Consider the following 19,178-nt stretch of genomic DNA (forward strand, 5'->3'; position numbering starts at 1 on the left):
GCTGGTCACCACTGCCTGAATACGACACAGACCGTGGTCGGATCGAGCACCGCGAATTCCTGCGCGCCCCAGGGCCGGCGCTGCACCGTCGGCAGGTTCGGATGCAGCACTTCCGGCGCGCGTGCGGCGATTTCCGCATGGATCGCGGCGATGTCGTCGGTTTCAATCGCCAGCTCGGGCCGGTCCAGCGCAGCCAGTTCCGCGTTCTGCATCAGGTAGAGCTTGGCGCCGTCGCGGCCGAGTACGGTGATCGTGTCGTCCTGGTGCAGGATCTGGAAGCCGAGGTTGCCGACGAAGAAATCCACGCCAACACCGATGTCGGCGTAGAAGACCTTCGGGATCAGGCGAAGCAGCACCTAGGCCAAGCCTCAGCCGCAACGCACCGCGGTGGCCACGCCCTTGTCGTCGACGTCGATGTTCAGCCGCGCGGCGTTGAATTCCATCGTGGTCACCTGGCCCGGCTTCAGCGTGCGCGCGGTCTGCGCGCCGGCGTCCTTGCGGGCCTGTTCCAGGTCGGCGTCGCCGATCGCCTTGCCGACGGTCCACTGCGCCTGGGTCGCGTCGCAGGTGGCCGCGTCGGTGGCGACCTCGGTCTGCGGCGCCGGCTTGGCATCCTGTTCCGCGCGCTGTTCGGCCTGGACGACGGCTTGTTCCTGCTCGTCCGGTGCGGGTGCGGAACAGGCGACCAGGCTCAGGCACAGCAGGACGGGCGACAGGCGACGGAACATGCGCGACTCCGGTATATGAATGGGCGAAGCATGGCGGACCCCGCCTTTGCTTCGTGTTAAACGATACACCGGCATGCTGCGGGCCAGACCACTGCCCGTCGTCATGCCCGCAGCCCCGCCGAAGGAGACCCGCGTGCGTCGCATCCTGCTGTCCTCCGCCCTGCTCTCCACCGCGACCACGGCCTGCGCCGGGGATCTGGTGTTCGACGACTGCCTGCGCGGCCTGCGCGCGCAGGCCGCCGACGCCGGCGTTTCGAACGAGGCGTTCGACACCTACGCCGCGCAGCTCGCGCCGGACATGAGCGTGCTGGACCTGCTCGACGCGCAGCCCGAATTCACCACGCCGATCTGGGACTACCTGGCGCCGTTGGTCGACGACCAGCGCATCGCCGATGGCCGCGCGATGCTGGAAACGCATGCCGCGACGTTGGCGCAGGTTGCGTCGAAATACGAAGTTGACCCGCAAACCGTGGTCGCGGTGTGGGGCGTGGAAAGCGACTACGGCCGCGCCTTCGGCAAGCGTCCGCTGCTGCAGTCGCTGGCCACGCTGTCGTGCTTCGGCCGGCGCCAGGCGTTCTTCCGCAACGAACTGTTCGCCACGCTTTCCCTGTTGCAGGTGGGCGACCTGAAGGCCGATGGCCTGGTGGGTTCGTGGGCCGGTGCGTTCGGGCATACCCAGTTCATGCCCACCACCTATCGGCGCATCGCCGTCGACGGCGACGGCGATGGTCGCCGCGACCTGGTCGGCAGCATTCCCGATGCGCTGGCGTCGACCGCGAATTACCTGGTCCGCGCCGGCTGGCGCAGCGGCGAGCCGTGGGGCTACGAAGTGAAGTTGCCGCCTGGTTTTGACGCATCGGTCGCCGGCCGCAAGAGCAAGCGGCCCGTCGCCGATTGGCAGGGCCTGGGCGTGTTGCGCGCCGACGGCAGCCCGTTGCCGGCTTCCGACGCGCCGGCCGGCCTGTTGCTGCCGGCCGGCGTGGAAGGACCGGCCTTCCTCGTGTTCCGCAATTTCGATGCGATCTATTCGTACAACGCCGCCGAAAGCTATGCGCTGGCCATCGCTCTGCTGTCCGACCGTTTGCGTGGCGGCGGTCCTTTGCTCGCCGCATGGCCGACCGACGATCCGGGCCTGGACCGCGCCGCACGCAAGCATCTGCAGGTCCTGTTGCTGGCCCGCGGCTACGCCATCGGCGTGCCCGACGGCATGATCGGCACCCTCACCCGTCGTGCCATCGCCGACGAACAGCTGCGGCTTGGCCTGCAACCGATCGATGGCCGCGCAGGGCGGAAGATCCTCGATGCACTGGTCCGCGAAGGCCCGCCGATCACGCTGCCACGCTGATCGTCGCTGTTGTAGGAGCGCCCCTTGGGGCGCGACCGTGATCTGTCGCCACGCGGACAGTTCAACAAGGTTCGATGTTACGGTCGCGCCCCAAGGGGCGCTCCTACAGCGAGCGCGCCGTGGGATATCGATCCGGCCAACGAGTCCTCACGGCCCCAGCAACCGCGCTGCGAATGCATGCCAACCGGGCGTGTCCCACAGCAGTTGCACCGCGATGGTGAAGGGCAGGTACAGCGCAAGCCAGACCAGATAGGCCCGGTGCACAGTCCGGTTGCGGATCAGGTCCCACAGGAACAGCGGCGCCACCGCCAGCAGCACGCACAGTTCGGGCGTGAGCGGGTTGCCCGGCATCGTGGTCGGCAGCCAGGTCATCCGGTCGAACGCCGCCGGCAGCGGTATCGCCGTGGCCAGGAACATCATCCGCTTGTGGAAACCCGGATCGGTCCGCCGTGCGCGCAGGGCCAGTCCGACGCAGATCGGGAAAAGGATGCCGGTGAGCATCTGCAGCAAGGCGATGTTCTCGAGGAAGCTCAGCAACGCCTGCAACCGCGGGCGTGCCGGCGGAGGCGCCGCCTGCGCGCCGTGCCAGACCTGCTGGTAGATCGTCGGCACCAACAGGAAGCCGACCACGACCAGGGCCGGGACCAGTACGAAGGCCACGCGCCCCAGCCACATGTGCCGGTCGCGCCGGCCGGTCGCCATCAGCGTGGCCTGGGTCAGCAGCAACAGCAGGAAGCTGCCCATCAGCACGGCGTGCACGTGCAGGATCGGCGGGAACGGCGGCCGCGCGCCGGCCTGCACCATGCCGACCTTCATCATCGAATCCGGAACGAACCCGACCAGCACGATGGCGATGTACAGCGCCGCCATGAACACCCAGATCCAGCGGTCGACCGCCAGCGCGAGCGGACCCGCGGACAGCTGCAGCGGTTGTGCGTGGCTCGTCGCCATGGTCCTTCCCCTCCGGTTGCCGATTCGTTTCCGCCGTCGCCGGGAGCGCGCCATGTCCTCGGCATTCGCAGGCATTGCCCAACCCTTCCAGAAACGGGCGCCGCAACGAGTGCCGGCCATCGGCGGCCGGCGGAGGACTATTGACAGCCAAAAAATTTACGCGTGTAATCAATAAAAATTACAGGCGTAAACGCTATGTCGATCAGCGAGGCGGAAGCGGTGGTGATGGAAGTGCTGTGGCAACGCCATCCCCAAGGCGCGGACGAGGTCGTCTCCGCGCTGGCGGCGCGCAGCGACTGGGCCGAGCCGACCATCAAGACCCTGCTCAACCGCCTGTTGAACAAGGGCGCGATCCGCGCCGAACGCGAGGGCCGGCGCTACCTCTACTCGCCGGTGCTGACCCGTGAAGCCTGGGTCGCGCAACAGAGCGAGGGCCTGCTGGAACGGCTGTTCGGCGGACGCGTCGCGCCGCTGGTCGCGCACTTCAGCGAACGCGGCAAGCTGTCGGAAGCCGACATCGCCGAACTGAAGCGGCTGATCGGGGAGCTCGACGATGAACGCTGAACTGCTGCGCATCCTCTTCGAAACCACGCTGGCTACCAGCGTCGCCGCGCTGCTGGTGCTGGCCCTGCGTCGTCTGCTGATGCCGCGTCTGGGCGCCAGCGTCGTCTACGCCCTCTGGGCCTTGGTGCCGGTGGCGGGCCTGGCGATGCTGGTGCCCGCACCGGAAGCCGTGCCGGCGCCGATGATGCTGGCGGCGCGGATCGGCGCGCTGTCGCCGGTGGCGGCCCGCGCGGCCCAGCCAGAAACTTTCGCCTGGACTTCGTTCGCGACGGCACTGTGGGCAGCGGGCGCGCTCGCCACCGCCATGCTGTTCGCGTGGCAGCAACGTCGCTTCCAGCGTCGGCTCGCCGGCAGCCTGCCGCATGGCGAAGGCCTGAGGCTGGCGCGTGGCAGCGAAGGCCTGCCGGCGGTGGTCGGCCTGCTGCGCCCGCGCATCGTGCTGCCGGCCGATTTCGAAACGCGCTACGACGCGGGCGAACGCGAGCTGATCCTGTGCCACGAGCGCATCCACGTCGCCCGCCGCGACCTGTGGGCGAACGCCGTCGCCGCAACGCTGCGCGCGCTGTTCTGGTTCAACCCGCTGCTGCACTACGCCGCGTGGCGCTTCCGCCGCGACCAGGAACTGGCGTGCGACGAACGCGTGGTCGCGCGCCACCCGCACCGGCGGCGCGATTACGCCGGCGCGATGCTGAAGACGCAGATGGCAGGTTCGTCGTTGCCGGTCGGTTGCCACTGGCAGGCCTCCACCCCGCTGAAGGAGAGGATCGCGATGTTGAAGGAACATGCCCCGAAGCCGATGCGTTCCATGGCCGGCGCTGCAGTGGTGTCGCTGCTGCTGCTCGGCGGCGGCTACACGGCGTGGGCCGCGCAGCCGGAAAAGCCGCAGGCATGGCCGGCCCTGCCCGGCGCAGAGAACACCGACTACTCCGCGCGCATCGAATTTTCCGCAGATGGCGGCAAACCGGCGCGCTTCTTCGCCTACAAGCGATTCGGCGAAACGTTCACCATGGTCGACGCCGCGGGACAAGGCCAGCCGACGATCGTGGCGACCGTGCAACCGGTGACCTTCGAGGGAAAGCTGGCGTTCGACGTCGACATGCGGATCATCGAGGACGGAGAAACGATCGCCAGGCCGCGCCTGGTCGCGAGGAACGGCGAAACCGCCAGCGTTCGCCAGGGCAAGGAACGGAATGGAAAGTTCGTCGGCATCAGTGTCGCCTTCCAGGTCGCCGCGCGCGACGCGAACGCTGCCCTCCAGCAGGCCAGGCCGTTCGCGCCCGCCGAACGGACGCAGAAACTGACGACGGCGTCGGGCGCGCAGGTGGAAATCGCCTCGAAGAACATGAATCCACCGCGCTATCCGGTCGCGGCCGCGCAGCAGGGCATCAGCGGCAAGGTGCTGCTGGTCGTTGATGTCGCCGCGGACGGCAGCGTCAGAGGCGCCGAAATCGAGAAATCGGAACCCGCGGGCGTGTTCGACGCGGCGACGCTGGAGGCGGTGAAGCAATGGAAGTTCGAACCGGCGTTCGAGAACGGCAAGCCGGTCGCGGGCCGCGTGCGCGTGCCGGTCGATTTCACGGTCGAGAAGGAGGATGGCGCCGGCGGCGTCGTGCCCGGGAGCGCGGGGTGATCCGCAGGGCGACGATGGTTCTCGTCGCCGTCGCGCTGGCAGGCTGTGCCAGCCCCGGGGAACGCGTCGAAGCCGCCGATGAAATCGAGCGCGGGCACTACGTGGACCGGCGGATGCTGCTGCCCAACGCATCGGCCGGTGCGGCCGCGATCCCGACCTACGAAATGCGCCCGCAGGAGCGCTTCCGCATGCCGCATGCGCTGGAAGACGCCTTGCCGCAGCTGCCCTCCGGTTCGCCGCGCCAGGCCTTGCCGCCGACCACGGTGTGCGTGCGTGCGGTCGTGTCCGCGCAAGGCCAGGTGCAACGCGTCGATGCGCTCGACGATCGCGCCGAATGCCACGCCGGCAATGCCGTCGAGAACGCGGATCTGCTGCAGGCGGCGCGCGATGGCGTGCAGCGATGGATTTTCGCCCCGGCCGCGATCTGCACCTGGAACGCCGGTGCGCCGATGCCGAAGGATGCCGACGACTGCACCGGCGCGGCGAAGGTCGAACCGGTGCCGGTCAGCCTGCTGTACGCCTTCACCTTCGAGATCCGCGAAAGCAAGGCCATCGTGCGCAAGAATCGCGTGGCGCCGCCGTAACGTCTTTACGCGGCGCAGTAACGATCCGCGACATCCAGCGTTTCGTCGATGATCGCCAGGCCATCGCGCAGGTCCTGTTCGTCGATGACCAGCGGCGGCACTACGTGCAGGCGATTGGCGACCACGAACGGCCATAGCCCGCGCCGCTTGCAGGCGTTGGCGAACTCCGCCATCGGCGCGTTGTCGGCGCCACTGGCGTTGAACGGCACCAGCGGCTCGCGCGTGTCGCGGTCGCGGACCAGTTCGACCGCCCAGAACAGGCCGAGGCCGCGCACGTCGCCGACCGACGGATGCCGGCGCTGCATCGCCTGCAACGCGGGGCCGACGATTTCGTCGCCGAGCCGGCGGGTACGGTCGATCAGGTTTTCCGCCTTGTAGATGCCGATGCAGGCCACCGCGGCGGCGCAGGCCAGCGGATGCCCGGAATAGGTCAGGCCGCCGGGATAGGCGCGCGTAGCGAAGCTCGCCGCGATGGCATCGCTGAGGATCACCCCGCCCAGCGGCACGTAGCCCGAGTTCACGCCCTTGGCGAAGGTGATCAGGTCGGGCACCACGTTCCAGCGGTCGATCGCGAACCACTCGCCGCAGCGGCCGAAGCCGGCCATCACCTCGTCGGCGATCATCACGATGCCGTGCGCGTCGCACAGCGCGCGCACGCCCTGCAGGTAACCGTCCGGTGGCACCAGGATGCCGTTGGCGCCGACCACGGTTTCCAGCAGGATCGCGGCGATGCCGTGCACGCCTTCGACCATGATCGTGTCGGCCAGGTGGGCCAGGGCGCGGGCGCACTCTTCTTCCTCATCGGCGGCATGGAAGGCGGAGCGATACGGATACGGGCCCCAGAACTTCACGAACCCCGGCGCTCCCGGCTCCGACGCCCAGCGCCGCGGGTCGCCGGTCGCGGTGATCGCGCCGGCGGTCGCGCCGTGGTAGCTGCGGTAGGCGCTCAACACCTTGTACCGGCCGGTATGCAGGCGCGCCATGCGGATTGCATTCTCCACCGCTTCCGCACCACCGTTGGTGAAGAACACCCAGTCGAGATCGCCCGGCGCGAGCCCGGCGATCAGCCGCGCCGCTTCGCTGGTCGCTTCGTTGGCGTGGTACGGCGCCAGCGTGCACAGCTTCGCGGCCTGCGCATGGATCGCCGCGATCATGGCCGGGTGCTGGTGGCCGACGTTGGCGTTGACCAGCTGGCTGGAAAAATCCAGCCAGCGCTTGCCGTGCTCGTCGCGGAAATAGGCGCCATCCGCGCTGGTGACGACGAGGGGCGCCGGGCCGTCGAGCGCCGACCACGAATGCAGCACGTGGCGGCGGTCGTCGCGCGCGGCCAGCGATGCGGTCGCGTCGGCGGGAACATCGATGGCCGCCATCGGACGCATCGGACGGACTCAGGGCACGAAGGTCTGTTCGGGATCGTCGAACGACTTGAATTCCAGCGCGTTGCCCGACGGGTCGAACAGGAACATGGTCACGTGTTGCCCCGGCTTGCCCTTCAGGCGCAGGTGCGGCTCTTCGTGGAAGGCGACACCGGCCGACTTCAGGCGCGAAGCCAGGGTTTCCCAGGACACGCGATCGAGGTTCATGCCGAAATGCGGCACCGGCACCGCCTCGCCGTCGAAGCGGCTGTCGTGCAGCGGCGCGCTGTCCGTTGCGATGTGCGCGACCAGGTGATGGCCGAAGAAATCGAAATCCTGGTAATTGGTGTCGCTGCGGCCCTTCGGGCAGCCGAGCACGTCGCCGTAGAAATGGCGTGCCTCGTCGAGGTCGCGCACCGGGAACGCGAGGTGGAACCTGTTGGTGGCGGATGAGGGCTGCGCGCTCACGAAGCCGTCTCCAGCCGCGGCACGCATGCATCGAAGATGTTCTGCCAGAACAGGTTCCATGCGGCGATGCTGCGTTCGTAGCCCTTGGCCAGCGCCGGCAGCACCGCGGGATCCTCGCGGATGTATTCGTCGATCGCCGCGCGGGTCAGTTCGCCGTGGACGATGTCTTCCTCGCCGGTGTGGATGGTCCAGAACTCCCAGTCGATGTCGCCGGCGTTGGCGCGGATGAACGGATTCTCGCGCATGTGCTCGAACATCACCGACAGGTAGGTCTGGCACAGGCATTCGCCGCCCATGCCGCGCAGGCCGACGCCGAACGCGGGCGGACTGGCGGACAGGTCGCGGGTCAGTCCCTGCAGGATGCGCCGGTTCGCGTCCAGCGGACGCTGCAGGGCTTCGTACTCGACGCCGATGCTCGCCAGGAAGCGGTCGTACACCGCGGGATGCGCCTTGTCCGCATCGCCTTCGCCCAATTCCTCGGAGAGGATCCAGCCCAACAGGCTGCGCAGGCGGCCGAACGGCAGCTTGGCCACCAGCAGCGCGAGGTCGGCGATGTAGTCGATGGTGAAGAACCGGTACTGGATGCACACCTCGCGCAGCGCTTCGGGCGGCACATGGTCGAGCGCCCGCATCCGCTGCGCGGCCAGCACTTCGGTCGCCTGCTTGGCCTGGTCGGCGAAATTCCAGAATTGCTCCCGGGTCGTCACTGCTGTTTGCATCGCGTCACTCCTGAGTCGAATGAGGGATGCAGACTCGACGTGCCCGCATGGTGCCTCGGTTTCGTTCGTCGAGATGTTGTCTTCGGATGCGTGAGTGCGACGTGCAGGAAAAGCGCGGATAAAGCCACTGTTCACGCTGGCTATCACGCGGCGACAACGAACGTGTATGCATTGCTTAACCGTTCGATGCGTATGTGGCGAAAACGCGACCTGGCGCGCATTCAGTTCCACTGGCGAAAGTCACGCGGCGTAGAGTGGCCAAGCGCGATGATGGCGCGGTTCCGCGCGACGAAGGCTGGATCAGGCGATCACCGAAATGAACGACGCAATGCAATCGCAAGTGGACGCCGAGCCGATGAGCGACGCGGATCGCGCGGTCAAACTGTTGTGGACCGGCGGCTGGGATTCGACCTTCCAGCTGCTGCGCCTGCTATTGAAGCACCGCCTGCCGGTCGTTCCCTATTACCTCGAGGATGCGACGCGCGCCTCGACCGCGACCGAGCTGCGCACGATGCGGCGCATCGCCGACGAACTGCGCAAAGCGTTTCCGCATACCTGCGGGCTGCTGCATCCGTTGCGCCGCCATCGGGTCGATTCGTTGCGGCCCGACGACGAAATCGCCCGCGCCCTGCGCACGATCCGCAAGCGTTCGTACATCGGCAGCCAGTACGCGTGGCTGCCGGCGTTCTGCAAGCGCCATGGCATCGACGGCATCGAGCTGAGCGTGCACATCGACGACAAGGTCCAGGCGCTGGTCGCGCCGCTCGTGCGCGGCTTCGAGCAGGCGGGGAAATACCGCAGCTTCCGCCTCGATCCGCGCCATGCCGACACGCCCGAATACACGCTGTTCCGCTACTTCGGCTTCCCCTTGTTCGACATCGACAAGCGCGGCATGGGCCGCGAAGCGGAGTACGAAGGCTGGAGCGAGTTGATGGCGATGACCTGGTTCTGCCACCGGCCGGTGCGCGGTAAGCCCTGCGGCACCTGCGCGCCGTGCGTCTACGCGATCGAGGAAGGCATGGCCGGGCGCATCCCGCGTACGCGCCGTGCGCTGTCGTTCTTCTACCGCAAGCTGGCGTTGCCGTTGAAGCCGCCGCTGCGCGCCGCGCTCGCGTCGGTGCGCAGGCGCTAGCTGGAAGGCGCCGGGAAAGGTTCCCGGCGCGCTCCGGATTACGCCGCCTGGACCAGCGGGATTTCCCGCGGGTTGTCCCACCTGGCCAGCAGCGCGGCTTCGCGGGCCTTGGCTTCGTGCAGGTGCTTTTCCTTGACGTGGCCGTAGCCGCGGATGTGCTCGGGCACGCTGGCGATCTGCACGGCCAGCGGCAGACGGTTGCCGTCGAGGCCGGCCAGCAGCTTGGCCACGGTCCGTTCGTACTCGCCGATCAGCGCGCGCTCGGTCTTGCGCTCCTCGGTGTAACCGAACACGTCGAACGCGCCCCCGCGCAGGAAGCGCAGCTTCGCCAGCCACTTGAACGCGGTCAGCACCCACGGGCCGTATTCCTGCTTCTGCAGGCGGCCATGCGCATCCTTCTTCGCCAGCAGCGGCGGGGCGAGATGGAACTTGAGTTTGTAGTCGCCGTCGAACTGCTGCTGCAAACGGCGCTGGAATTCGCCGCTGGTGTACAGGCGGGCGACCTCGTACTCGTCCTTGTACGCCATCAGCTTGAAGAAGTAGCGCGCCACCGCTTCGGTCAGCGCGGTGGAGCCCGGCGCGCGCGCGTGCTCGGCGTCGCGCACCTTCGCCACCAGGTCGACGTAGCGCTGCGCATAGGCGGCGTTCTGGTAGTCGGTCAGGAAGGCGCGGCGGCGCGCGATCAGTTCGTCCAGCGACCGCGACAGGCGCTCGTCGTCCAGCGGCAGGAAGGCGACGTCGGTGTCGCCGAGGTCGGCGTCGCGCAGGCCGCGCACCTCGCGTTCGTTGCCGGGGTTGCGCGGCGCGGCGTTGGCGCCCCACTCGGTGCTTTCCCACTCGCCCGGCGGCAGGATCTGCAGGTTCAGCGGGGTGCGCTCGCTTTCGGTCCAAGCGTTGCGGACCAGGCCGGCGGCTTCCTGCACCGCCTGCGGGTTGACCGCAGCGAGGCGGCCCCAGGCGAACGCGGTCTTGTTCATCTCGATCGCCGCGCCGTTCAATTCCACCGCGCGCATGATCGCGTCGAACGAAATCGGCACCAGCCCCTGCTGCCACGCGTAGCCGAGGATGAACAGGTTGGTGGCGATCGCATCGCCCATCAGCGCGGTCGCGATCTGGGTCGCGTCGATCAGGTCGGGTTCGCGACCGCCCAGCGCCACCTTCACGCCGGCGATGATCTCCGCAGCCGGGAACTGCATGTCGGGGTGGGTGGTGAAGGTGCCCGGCATCGCCTCGTAGCTGTTCAGCACCACGTGCGAACGCTCGCCGCGCACCTTGGACAGCGCCCAGTAGTCGTTGACCACGACCATGTCGCAGCCCAGCACCAGGTCGGCCTCGCCGGCAGCGATGCGCACGGCATGGATGTCGCCCGGCGTGCGCGCGATGCGGATGTGGGTGGTCACCGCACCGCCCTTCTGGGCCAGTCCGGTCTGGTCGAGCACGGTGGCGCCCTTGCCCTCCAGGTGGCCGGCCATGCCGAGCAGTGCGCCGATGGTGACCACGCCGGTGCCGCCGACGCCGGTGATCAGGATGTTCCAGGGCTGTTCGAGGCTGGACTTGAAGGTCGGCACCGGCAGGCTGTTCAACAACTCGGCCGCGTTCGCCTTCTTGCCCTTGCGCGGGGTGCCGCCATGCACCGTGACGAAGCTGGGGCAGAAGCCGTCGACGCAGCGGAAGTCCTTGTTGCAGTTGCTCTGGTCGATGTCGCGCTTGCGGCCGAATTCGGTTTCCTTCGGCAGCACCGACACGCAGAAGCTCTTCACGCCGCAATCGCCGCAGCCTTCGCAGACCAGCGAATTGACCATCACCCGCTTCTGCGGGTCGGGCATCTTGCCGCGCTTGCGGCGGCGGCGTTTCTCGGTGGCGCAGACCTGGTCGTAGATCAGGATGCTGGTGCCCTTGGTTTCGCGCAGGCGGCGCTGCACGTCGTCGAGTTCCTTGCGGTCGAAGAATTCGACGCCCGACGGGAAGATCGACTTGTCGCTCCACTTGCCGATGTCGTCGCTGACCACGACGATGGTCTGCACGCCCTCGGCGCGCATCATCTGCGCGATCTGCGGCACGCTCAGCGTGCCGTCGACCGGCTGGCCGCCGGTCATCGCCACCGCGTCGTTGTAGAGAATCTTGTAGGTGATGTTGACCCCGGTCGCGACCGACTGGCGCACCGCCAGCGAGCCGCTGTGGAAGAAGGTGCCGTCGCCGAGGTTCTGGAACACGTGCGGCGTCTCGGTGAACGGCGCCTGCCCGGACCAGGTCACGCCTTCGCCGCCCATGTGGGTGAAGGTGTCGGTGTCGCGGTCCATCCACGTGACCATGTAGTGGCAACCGATGCCGCCGAGCGCGCGGCTGCCTTCCGGCACCACGGTCGAGGTGTTGTGCGGGCAGCCCGAGCAGTAATGCGGCACGCGCGGGAAGTTGGCCCGCGGCAGGGCCATCTCGGCTTCCTTTTCTTCCATCCAGCGCAGGCGCTGCTCGATGGATTCGGTAGTGAAGAAGCGCTGGATGCGCTTGCCGATCACGCCGGCGATGGTCGCCGGGGTCAGTTCGCCGGTCGAGGGAAGGATCCATTCGCCGGCTTCGTCGTACTTGCCGACGATGCTCGGGCGCGTGCCCAGGTGCGCCGGCCAGTTGTAGAAGTATTCCTTCATCTGCCGCTCGATGAAGGCGCGCTTCTCCTCGACCACGACGATGTCTTCCAGGCCTTTGGCGAAGTCGGCGATGCCCACCGGCTCCAGCGGCCAGGTCATGCCGACCTTGTACACGCGGATGCCGATGTCGGCGCAGGCTTGCTCGTCCAGGCCCAGGTATTCCAGCGCCTGCAGCACGTCGAGATAGCTCTTGCCGGTGGTGACGATGCCCAGGCGCGCGCGCGGCGAATCCAGCACGATGCGGTCGACCTGGTTGGCCCGCGCGAACGCCTGCGCCGCGGCCACCGCGTACTTGTGCAGGCGCATCTCCTGGTCCAGCGGCGGATTGGGCCAGCGGATGTTCAAGCCGCCCGGCGGCAGCTCGAAGTCTTCCGGCAACACGATCCGTCGGGCGAACGGATTCACTTCGACCGAGGCCGACGATTCCACCGTCTCGGCGATGGTCTTGAAGCCGATCCAGCGGCCGGTGTAACGGCTCATCGCCCAGCCGACCAGGCCCAGGTCGAGGATGTCCTGCACGCCGGCCGGGTTGAGGATCGGCATCATCGCGCTGACGAATTCGTCTTCCGAACCGTGCGGCAGGGTCGAGCTGCGGCAGGCGTGGTCGTCGGCGGCCAGCGCCAGCACGCCGCCGTGCTTGCTGGTGCCGGCGGCGTTGCCGTGCTTGAACACGTCGCCGCAGCGGTCCACGCCCGGGCCCTTGCCGTACCACATCGCGTACACGCCATCGACCTTGGCGCCGGGGAACAGGTTGGTCTGCTGGGTGCCCCAGACCATGGTCGCGCCGAGGTCCTCGTTCAGGCCGGGGGTGAACTTCACGCCCGCCGTTTCCAGGTGCTTGCGCGCGCGCCAAAGTTCCAGGTCGAAGCCGCCCAGCGGCGAGCCGCGGTAACCGCTGATGAAGCCGGCCGTGTTCAGCCCGGCCGCCTGGTCGCGCAGGCGCTGCATCAGCGGCAGGCGCACCAGCGCCTGCACGCCGCTCAGGTAGATGCGGCCGTCGGTGCGGGTGTACTTGTGTTCCAGCGTGTAGTCGGCGTCCAGCACGCCGATCTGCGGCGTGTTGGCGGACGAGGGCGAGGTGAGTTCGGCGGTGCTGGTCATGGCGGGCCCGTGCGGCTGGCGGGTGAGTGGAGCAAAGACTCGGAATTATAGGCGGTGCGGCCAATTCCTCCGAACCGGCGGAATGCCGGAAAAGCCGCCGACCGCCGACAAAACGCAGGTTGCGAAAGCATCGGCAGCGCGTGGATCCACTGTAACCGTTTGCAAATTTAGCGGTGCGTCGATGCGCACGACGCCGCGAGGCAGTTACGATCCATGGTTTGCCGCGGAGCTTGCCCATGACTCGATCCCTGGTCTGTTTCCTCGCCCTGGCCCTCGCCGCCGTCGCGCAAGCGGGCGAACCGGTGGCGCGGGTGCGCGTCGCCTTCGACCGCAACGGCGTCACTGCTGTCCATGCCGAAGGCCTGGCCGACGTGGCCGCCAACCGCGCGATCACCGCCGACGATCCGGTGCGGGTCGCGTCGATTTCCAAGCTGGGCGTCGCCATCGCGGTGATGCGGCTGGTCGAACAGGGCAAGCTCGACCTCGACGCCGATGTGTCCAAGCAGCTCGGCTGGACGCTGCGCAACCCGAAGTGGCCGGATACGCCGATCACCCTGCGCCTGCTGCTGTCGCACCGTTCCAGCCTGACCGACGGCGCCGGCTACTGGCAGGTGCCGCTGGACGGACAGTTGAAGGACCTGCTGGACGATCCGAAGGCCTGGGATGCGGAACACGCGCCGGGCACTTACTGGCGCTACACCAACCTCAACTTCCCGCTGGTCGCCGCGGTGATGGAACGCGCCACCGGCGAGCGCTTCGACCTGCTGATGCAGCGGCTGGTGCTGAAGCCGCTCGACCTGCACGCCTGCTACGGCTGGCCGAGTTGCGACGAAGCCACCGCGGCCCGCGCCGTGGTGCTGTACGCCGACGGCAAGCCCGAAGTCGACGACAACCAGGGCCACAAGCCGGCCTGCGGCATCACCAAGGCCCGCGACGGCAGCTGCGACCTGTCGACGTGGCGCGCCGGCGCCAGCCCGGGCGTGTTCGGCCCGCAGGGCGGCCTGCGCATCTCGGCGAAAGGCCTGGCGAAGATCGGCCGCCTGCTGCTCGGCGAAGGCAAGGTCGATGGCGTGCGCCTGCTGAAGCCGTCGTCGGTGCGCACGCTGATCGGGCCGGAATGGACGTTCGCGCCCGGCAACGGCGTGACCATCGAGGAAGACGACCCGATCCGCAACCGCAAGGGCCAGATGTGCCGCTACGGGCTGGCGGTGCAGACCCTGGCGACGCCGAACCCGGATTGCGGCGACGATCCGTTCGGCGACGGCATTGCCCGCGTCGGCCATTCCGGCAACGCCTATGGCCTGCTGTCCGGCCTGTGGATCGACCGCAAGGCCGGCACCGGCGTCGCCTACTTCGCCACCGGCAACGACCAGCCGGCGCCGGGCGAACGTTCCGCGTTCACCGCTGTCGAGGAAAAGCTGGCGCGCGGGGAGTAGCCCAGATACTCCCCTGCGGGAAAGACTCCCCTGTGGGAGCGACGTCAGTCGCGAATGCTTTTTGCTTTTCCATAAGCGGGGAAAAGCACCGCGACTGACCGGTTGCGGGTGCCGCAACCACTCCCACACCGCAGATTCCTCGCGCGAAGAATTGGCGACGTATCGGAAATTTCCGACATGGGATCGGGTGGGTCAGCGATAACACCGTGTTGCGCCGGCCGCGACAGTGGCGCGCATGCAGTACAAGCATTCCGCCTCGAATCGCCTGCGCAAGGGCCGTGTCTCACTTGCCGGGCAGGTCTATCTGGTCACCTTCGCCACGCATGATCGCAGGCGTTTGTTCGACAACCCGCAGCTTGCGGCACTCTTCTCGAAAGCCTGCATGGACCGCCGCTTGTGGCAGGAAGCAGAGTTGTTGGCCTGGGTGCTGATGCCCGACCACTGGCACGGGCTGGTCCAACTGGGGGGCAACGGTGTCCTGTCTCGGATCGTTCAACGGCTGAAGGCCAACACATCCAAGGCGGTCGCGATCAGGGGTGCGCCGGTCTGGCAGCCCGGTTTCCACGACCGTGCCATCGCCGGCGAAAGGACAATGCACGCAGCGGCGGACTACCTGTTGGACAACCCCCTGCGCGCAGGCCTGGTCGAGTCGATCGAGCACTGGCCGTGGCGGTATGCGGTGTGGGACTGATGCAGAAGAGCCCGAAGCAGGAAAGAAGCCAGTGGGCGAAAGAATCCGGTGTGGGAGCGACGTCAGTCGCGATGCTTTTGCTTTTCGGCAAGCAGGATGAAAAGCTTCGCGACTGACGTCGCTCCCACACCGGTTTTTATCGCTTAATCCGCGGGGACCGTACGCTCGCGCGCCCATTCGCGCAGGGTTTCCACCTGTTCGGCCATCAGCACCGATAGCGGCCGGGTGTTGCGGATTTCCTGCATCAGCAGGTCGGTGTCCAGCGCGCGGCCCTCGGCGTGCGCGGCGTACAGGCCGGAGACGATGGCCTGTTCGATCTCCGCGCCTGAGAAGCCGTTGCTCGCGGCGGCCAGCGCAGGCAGGGCGAAATCGTCCGGATTGAACTTGCGCCGCGCCAGGTGCAGGCGCAGCAGTTCGACGCGGGTGTCCGGGTTGGGCAGGTCGACGAAGAAGATCTCGTCGAAGCGGCCCTTGCGCAGCAGTTCGGCAGGCAGCTCGTGGACCTGGTTGGCGGTGGCGACGATGAACACCTGTTTGGAGCCGGCCTGCCGATTGCGTTCGGCCATCCAGGTCAGCAGGTGGCCGAGTACGCGCCGCGACACGCCCCCGTCCTCGCCGCCGCTGGCCAAGCCCTTCTCGACTTCGTCGATCCACAGCACGCATGGCGCCAGCTGTTCGGCCGAAGCCAGCGCCTCGCGCAGGTTCTTCTCGGTCTCGCCGTGGTACTTGTCGTACAGCGAACCGAAATCCAGCCGCAGCAGCGGCACGCCGAAGCCGGCGGCGGTGGCCTTGGCCAGCATCGATTTGCCGCACCCCTGCACGCCGAGCAGCAGTACGCCCTTCGGCGGTTCCAGTCCAGCCGGCGGTTCGGCGGCGGTGAACACGACCCGGCGTTGCTCGATCCATCGTTTCAACCGTGCCGCGCCGGCCACGTCGGCCATCTTCGCGGTGTCGTACTCGTAATGCAGGTGGCCGCTGCGGTTGAGCAGTTCGAACTTCAGCTTGGCCAGTTGCGGCAGGTCGTTTGCCCCCAACGCGCCGTCGGCGTAGATCAGCTGGCGGCCGATGCGGCGCGCGTCGGTCAGGCTCAGCCCGGCCAGGTTGCGCAGGATCTGCTGCACCGCGGCGTCGTCGGTCTCGACGCGGCGGCCGCCGTTTTCCTGGGCGTAGGCGACGGCTTCCTCGCGCAGCATCTTCAGCAGTGCGTTGGCGTCGGGCAGGCTCGGGCGGAAGCGCACCGCCAGCGGCTCCAGTTCCTCGGGCAGCTCGACCTTGGCCCCGACCAGGACCATCACGTGCGGCTGGCAGTGGCGGCGTTCGATCAGGTCGCGGACCTGGCGCTGGGTGCCGGCGTAGCCCAGGTAGGGATCGAAATCGAGCAGCAGGTACACGCCGCGCTGGTCGGCCTGCTGGATCGCCCGCAGCACGGCGCTGGCGTCGGGCGGGCCGACCGGCTCGTCCTCGCGGTCCATGTCGATGCGGCGCAGGCCTTCGGTGATGGTCCAGCGGTACATCGCCCGCCACACCTGCCCCAGGGTCTGCCGGAACAGCTGGACCACGCGGGTTTCGTCCGGGGTTTCGACGACGATCAGCGGGGTATTGGCGCGGATCAGTGCGGTCAGGTCCTGCAGTTCGCTCATGGGTCGTCCTAGCCTCGGGCGGCGGAACGATAGCAAACGCCGGCGAACCGCCCGGGGCGCGGTTCCACGCCGTCGTTCGGCCGGTGTACCCTGCGCCTTCCCCGGCATCGAGGTGAGCGCATGAAGACGATTCTGGTCGCCAGCTCCAAGGGCGGCGCGGGCAAGACGACGCTGGCCAGCAACCTGGCTGCGCATTTCGCACTGGACGGCAAGCGCACCGTGTTGGTCGACGCGGATCCGCAGGGGTCGTCGATGCACTGGGCCCAGCGACGGGCCGAGCTGGAAAGCGCGGTGCTGCCGATCGACGCCAGTGGCGCCAAGAAACGCGGTTGGCGGGATGCCGTACCGGCCGATGCCGAGCGGGTGGTGATCGACGTGCCTGCCGGCGCGATGGCTGACGATCTGGCCCCGTTCATCGAACATGCCGACGCGATCGTGGTGCCGGTGATCCCGTCCGGGATCGATATCGAAGCCACCGTGGGCTTCCTGAACACGCTGGCCAAGGTGCCGCGGATCCACAAGCGCAAGCTGCCGGTGGGTCTGGTGGTCAACCGCAGCAAGCCGTGGACCAACGCCTCGCAGCAGGCGGTGGAAATGCTGAAGACCTGGCCCTACCCCGTCGTCGCCCAGCTGCGCGACACCCAGGCCTACGTGGTGCTGGCCGGCCTCGGCCGCAGCCTGTTCGACTACCGCTCGGCCCAAGTCCGCGACCACCAGTCCGACTGGGACCCGCTGCTGAGGTGGGTCAAGAAGGCGTAGGGAGCCGACGAGGCGAGCATTTGTAGGGTCGGCCCTGGCCCACCATCACGCACGTTCAAGTCGACATGTTTCGGAATGGAAGGCGGTGGGCTGGAGCCCACCCTACGGTCCTCGAATGAATTGGCAGGCCCGTCAGGGCTGACACTCTGCGCGTAAGGACTTGATGGTGCCTTTGCGGGTAGCGAGCTGAAGCCAACAGGACGACTCAGAGCTGGGGTACTCAATGAAGGCGTCTCCCTGACGGGGAGACACAAGTGGCGTGCCATACCTTGCTTTTGCCCGGGCGAAGGACATGCCCGGACAAATATCGGAAGGCGTACAGTGCCGTTTGGAGGTACTGAGAACCTCACCAACGCGGCGCCCCTCGCCTAGCCAGACAGTGAGGCCCGGATAGTCCAGCCGTATGTCGAGAAAATCGCCAGTGTCAGTGCGGCGGGTCGGTCGTCCCAGCTTGCGGAGCACAGAGGTTTCAGTGTCGCCAAGAGCGACGCCGCCCAGCGAAAGCTCCTGGTCTTTGATCTGCAAGGGCTCCCCGGCCGAAGAAGCGTCGGCCATGAGCAGTAAGAGGGCAAAGCAGAGAGGTCCTTTCATGTGGCTAACGCCTGAAATAAGCCGAGCCTCGAAGCGGGTTCGGCTCAAATGGGATGTTAGGCCTCACCACGGGTTGTTTCGGTACTTGGCCAGCCGGGCGAGAATATTTGGTTTGATGCGGCTGTCCCAGACGCCATTGAGCAATAAGCGGAAGCCGGGATCCCGACGAGCGAGCAGGTCAACCTCCGCAACCACAACATCTCCGTTGTAGGTAAGGAGATCCTCTAACGGGCCGGCAGCCAAGACGCCCAACAAATGGTTTGGTGAGGAGGTATCTATACGGCCGAGAATCTCCAAGATTGCGTCGAGGCATAAGTCCGGCTGTTCTCTGGGCAACTCCCCATCAAGCACGGACGCTTCAACTTTGCCGCCGGCAGACCCTTCAGTAGGCGACCATCTCTCGATCCACTCTTCGGCCAATGCGGATGGCGATCTCGTTTCCATGAGGCCTAATGCCTGAATTAAGTCGAGCCGCGAAGCGGCTTCGGATGGGATGAATTGTTAGGCGGCAAGCTGATGTAACTAGGCTGCCACAGGAACGAAGATGCGATAGGCGAATCCTGCAGCGCCGAGACCATAGAACACAACCCTCCACCAGTAGCTGTAGGGCTGGGTGTTGCGATCGATACGAGCTACCCACCAGTTGTCCAAGGCCACACCTGACGCCGCCTGGAACAGGAAAAGTGGAGCAAACAGCGAGAAACCAATGACCGCCCAGCTCGCGCCATACGTGGCGGGAGTGAGCGCAATCAAAAGTACGCTGCCGAGACCAACCAAAAGACAGAGCCAGAGGAAAGATTTGCCTCTTACACGTTTCGCGAAAGTCTCCATTGCCGCCA

General features: G+C 67.1%; 18 protein-coding genes. 8 read left to right on the forward strand and 10 right to left on the reverse strand.

All coding sequences use genetic code 11. From position 1 onward, the window contains the following. Positions 1-5 precede the first annotated feature (5 nt). Positions 6-356 (reverse strand): VOC family protein, encoded by a 351-nt coding sequence (locus J5837_RS06160; protein ID WP_210535808.1) that lies wholly within the window; start codon positions 354-356, stop codon positions 6-8. Between the two features lie 12 nt (positions 357-368). Further along, positions 369-728: an I78 family peptidase inhibitor gene (locus J5837_RS06165; RefSeq protein ID WP_210535809.1), complete on the reverse strand. Its 360-nt coding sequence runs from the start codon at positions 726-728 to the stop codon at positions 369-371. A gap of 133 nt (positions 729-861) precedes the next feature. On the opposite strand from J5837_RS06165, the gene J5837_RS06170 reads away from it, so the two are divergent. Further along, a complete protein-coding gene (locus J5837_RS06170; protein ID WP_425504818.1) occupies positions 862-2,073 on the forward strand; it encodes a lytic murein transglycosylase in 1,212 nt (403 codons plus the stop codon). Positions 2,074-2,220: 147 nt separating this feature from the next. Here the strand turns inward: J5837_RS06170 and J5837_RS06175 are convergent, their stop codons facing one another. After that, complete coding sequence (locus J5837_RS06175) at positions 2,221-3,024, reverse strand: hypothetical protein (protein ID WP_210535811.1); 804 nt, start codon at positions 3,022-3,024, stop codon at positions 2,221-2,223. Between the two features lie 195 nt (positions 3,025-3,219). Here J5837_RS06175 and J5837_RS06180 point away from each other — a divergent pair, with 195 nt between their 5' ends. The 3 genes from J5837_RS06180 to J5837_RS06190 are packed head-to-tail and all read left to right on the forward strand — an operon-like array spanning position 3,220 to position 5,802. Continuing rightward, positions 3,220-3,588, forward strand: a complete 369-nt coding sequence (locus J5837_RS06180) for a BlaI/MecI/CopY family transcriptional regulator (RefSeq protein ID WP_210535812.1) — start codon at positions 3,220-3,222, stop codon at positions 3,586-3,588. Beyond that, a complete protein-coding gene (locus J5837_RS06185; RefSeq protein WP_210535813.1) occupies positions 3,578-5,218 on the forward strand; it encodes a TonB family protein in 1,641 nt (546 codons plus the stop codon). Before J5837_RS06180 ends, J5837_RS06185 begins: the two co-directional genes overlap by 11 nt. A gap of 14 nt (positions 5,219-5,232) precedes the next feature. Further along, complete coding sequence (locus J5837_RS06190; RefSeq protein ID WP_210535814.1) at positions 5,233-5,802, forward strand: hypothetical protein; 570 nt, start codon at positions 5,233-5,235, stop codon at positions 5,800-5,802. A 5-nt stretch (positions 5,803-5,807) separates the two neighbouring features. Here J5837_RS06190 and J5837_RS06195 read toward each other — a convergent pair whose 3' ends face one another. The 3 genes from J5837_RS06195 to J5837_RS06205 are packed head-to-tail and all read right to left on the reverse strand — an operon-like array spanning position 5,808 to position 8,344. Further along, entirely contained in the window at positions 5,808-7,172 is a 1,365-nt protein-coding gene (locus J5837_RS06195) for an aspartate aminotransferase family protein (RefSeq protein ID WP_210535815.1), read from the reverse strand. An 18-nt stretch (positions 7,173-7,190) separates the two neighbouring features. Next, positions 7,191-7,625: a VOC family protein gene (locus tag J5837_RS06200; RefSeq protein WP_342345509.1), complete on the reverse strand. Its 435-nt coding sequence runs from the start codon at positions 7,623-7,625 to the stop codon at positions 7,191-7,193. Next, positions 7,622-8,344, reverse strand: coding sequence for an iron-containing redox enzyme family protein (locus J5837_RS06205; RefSeq protein ID WP_210535817.1), 723 nt, complete (start codon positions 8,342-8,344; stop codon positions 7,622-7,624). Before J5837_RS06205 ends, J5837_RS06200 begins: the two co-directional genes overlap by 4 nt. Positions 8,345-8,660: 316 nt before the next feature. On the opposite strand from J5837_RS06205, the gene J5837_RS06210 reads away from it, so the two are divergent. Beyond that, a complete protein-coding gene (locus J5837_RS06210) occupies positions 8,661-9,476 on the forward strand; it encodes a hypothetical protein (protein WP_210535818.1) in 816 nt (271 codons plus the stop codon). A 38-nt stretch (positions 9,477-9,514) separates the two neighbouring features. On the opposite strand, the gene J5837_RS06215 is transcribed toward J5837_RS06210, so the two are convergent. Beyond that, entirely contained in the window at positions 9,515-13,222 is a 3,708-nt protein-coding gene (locus J5837_RS06215; RefSeq protein WP_210535819.1) for an indolepyruvate ferredoxin oxidoreductase family protein, read from the reverse strand. A gap of 236 nt (positions 13,223-13,458) precedes the next feature. Between J5837_RS06215 and J5837_RS06220 the strand changes: the two genes are divergently transcribed. Together J5837_RS06220 and J5837_RS06225 are read left to right on the forward strand one after the other, a co-directional pair. Continuing rightward, positions 13,459-14,658, forward strand: a complete 1,200-nt coding sequence (locus tag J5837_RS06220) for a serine hydrolase domain-containing protein (RefSeq protein WP_210535820.1) — start codon at positions 13,459-13,461, stop codon at positions 14,656-14,658. Between the two features lie 235 nt (positions 14,659-14,893). Next, positions 14,894-15,349 (forward strand): REP-associated tyrosine transposase, encoded by a 456-nt coding sequence (locus J5837_RS06225; RefSeq protein WP_210535821.1) that lies wholly within the window; start codon positions 14,894-14,896, stop codon positions 15,347-15,349. 143 nt (positions 15,350-15,492) lie between these two features. Here the strand turns inward: J5837_RS06225 and J5837_RS06230 are convergent, their stop codons facing one another. Beyond that, a complete protein-coding gene (locus J5837_RS06230; protein ID WP_210535822.1) occupies positions 15,493-16,989 on the reverse strand; it encodes an AAA family ATPase in 1,497 nt (498 codons plus the stop codon). 120 nt (positions 16,990-17,109) lie between these two features. Here J5837_RS06230 and J5837_RS06235 point away from each other — a divergent pair, with 120 nt between their 5' ends. Continuing rightward, positions 17,110-17,748: a ParA family protein gene (locus J5837_RS06235; protein ID WP_210535823.1), complete on the forward strand. Its 639-nt coding sequence runs from the start codon at positions 17,110-17,112 to the stop codon at positions 17,746-17,748. Between the two features lie 654 nt (positions 17,749-18,402). Here J5837_RS06235 and J5837_RS06240 read toward each other — a convergent pair. Continuing rightward, on the reverse strand, positions 18,403-18,783 hold the full coding sequence (locus J5837_RS06240) for a DUF6869 domain-containing protein (protein ID WP_210535824.1): 381 nt from the start codon (positions 18,781-18,783) through the stop codon (positions 18,403-18,405). A gap of 78 nt (positions 18,784-18,861) precedes the next feature. Continuing rightward, positions 18,862-19,178 (reverse strand): hypothetical protein (locus tag J5837_RS06245; RefSeq protein ID WP_210535825.1); only part of this gene is annotated, 317 nt, incomplete at its 5' end.

The organism is Pseudoxanthomonas helianthi (genome assembly GCF_017939625.1).
Lineage (GTDB): Bacteria > Pseudomonadota > Gammaproteobacteria > Xanthomonadales > Xanthomonadaceae > Pseudoxanthomonas_A > Pseudoxanthomonas_A helianthi.

What these genes read in the sequence shown, in the direction of transcription:
- J5837_RS06165 (WP_210535809.1), bottom strand. Translation starts at nt 728, where the DNA reads ATGTTCCGTCGCCTGTCGCCCGTCCTGCTGTGCCTGAGCCTGGTCGCC.
- J5837_RS06175 (WP_210535811.1), bottom strand. Translation starts at nt 3,024, where the DNA reads ATGGCGACGAGCCACGCACAACCGCTGCAGCTGTCCGCGGGTCCGCTC.
- J5837_RS06180 (WP_210535812.1), top strand. Translation starts at nt 3,220, where the DNA reads ATGTCGATCAGCGAGGCGGAAGCGGTGGTGATGGAAGTGCTGTGGCAA.
- J5837_RS06185 (WP_210535813.1), top strand. Translation starts at nt 3,578, where the DNA reads ATGAACGCTGAACTGCTGCGCATCCTCTTCGAAACCACGCTGGCTACC.
- J5837_RS06190 (WP_210535814.1), top strand. Translation starts at nt 5,233, where the DNA reads ATGGTTCTCGTCGCCGTCGCGCTGGCAGGCTGTGCCAGCCCCGGGGAA.
- J5837_RS06195 (WP_210535815.1), bottom strand. Translation starts at nt 7,172, where the DNA reads ATGGCGGCCATCGATGTTCCCGCCGACGCGACCGCATCGCTGGCCGCG.
- J5837_RS06205 (WP_210535817.1), bottom strand. Translation starts at nt 8,344, where the DNA reads ATGCAAACAGCAGTGACGACCCGGGAGCAATTCTGGAATTTCGCCGAC.
- J5837_RS06210 (WP_210535818.1), top strand. Translation starts at nt 8,661, where the DNA reads ATGAACGACGCAATGCAATCGCAAGTGGACGCCGAGCCGATGAGCGAC.
- J5837_RS06215 (WP_210535819.1), bottom strand. Translation starts at nt 13,222, where the DNA reads ATGACCAGCACCGCCGAACTCACCTCGCCCTCGTCCGCCAACACGCCG.
- J5837_RS06220 (WP_210535820.1), top strand. Translation starts at nt 13,459, where the DNA reads ATGACTCGATCCCTGGTCTGTTTCCTCGCCCTGGCCCTCGCCGCCGTC.
- J5837_RS06225 (WP_210535821.1), top strand. Translation starts at nt 14,894, where the DNA reads ATGCAGTACAAGCATTCCGCCTCGAATCGCCTGCGCAAGGGCCGTGTC.
- J5837_RS06230 (WP_210535822.1), bottom strand. Translation starts at nt 16,989, where the DNA reads ATGAGCGAACTGCAGGACCTGACCGCACTGATCCGCGCCAATACCCCG.
- J5837_RS06235 (WP_210535823.1), top strand. Translation starts at nt 17,110, where the DNA reads ATGAAGACGATTCTGGTCGCCAGCTCCAAGGGCGGCGCGGGCAAGACG.
- J5837_RS06240 (WP_210535824.1), bottom strand. Translation starts at nt 18,783, where the DNA reads ATGGAAACGAGATCGCCATCCGCATTGGCCGAAGAGTGGATCGAGAGA.